The 658-nt window shown below is 23.6% G+C and carries 1 protein-coding gene; it reads right to left on the bottom strand.

The genetic code is table 11. The features are described 5' to 3' along the window. Positions 1-73 precede the first annotated feature (73 nt). Complete coding sequence (locus V9D86_RS02275; protein ID WP_334331186.1) at positions 74-508, bottom strand: sigma factor; 435 nt, start codon at positions 506-508, stop codon at positions 74-76. Between the last annotated feature and the right edge of the window lie 150 nt (positions 509-658).

Below are 658 nucleotides of genomic sequence, written 5' to 3'. Positions count from 1 at the left end.
TATTACTATAAGCCCTAATACACTGTTCCGTTGTTATAAACAATTTTTTATTTTAAAATTAAGCAACAAAAACCTAACACTTCGAACATTGATGCGGATTAAGATTTTTTTGAATTAATTGAAAATAATCTTTATCTTTTTCAGTGTCGGTTGCGTGATATTGAATATATTTAATAATTGAATCTTTATATTTAACTCTATTGGTTTTAAGGCCAACCGTTTTAGAAACTAAATTCCGCATTTTTGTTCGTGCTCGAATATAAAAAAATGTCATAAAATTACTTAAATTATCCTGATATTTTTTAATTGCGTCATCTAAAAAACATAAATAACCTTCTTGAATTAAATCATTACGTTCAAGCATTGGTGGTAATTTAAATTTTCTCGCTATTGATCTCAGTGGTTTTGCGCATAAATTATAAATTTCATCACGTAATTTAAGATTTTGTGAATCTAATAAAAAAGTTTGAACCTTAGTTTCAAGTTCAATATTTAATTTATTTAACATTTTGGGCCTCCTTAAAACAAAAAAAAGATCAATCTAAATATTGATCTAAATAGTTAAATTATTTAATTTTTAAAAAAGTCTAAAGTTTTGCAACACTGCGATTTAAATTTGTCTTATTTTTCTATATTAAAATTTAAAATTTAACAAAAT

Origin of the sequence: Candidatus Phytoplasma prunorum, assembly GCF_036924415.2 — a bacterium.
GTDB classification, from domain to species: Bacteria; Bacillota_I; Bacilli_A; order Acholeplasmatales; family Acholeplasmataceae; genus Phytoplasma; species Phytoplasma prunorum.
Note: the sequence above shows the minus strand (reverse complement) of the source record. Positions and strands in the feature narration are given on the sequence as shown.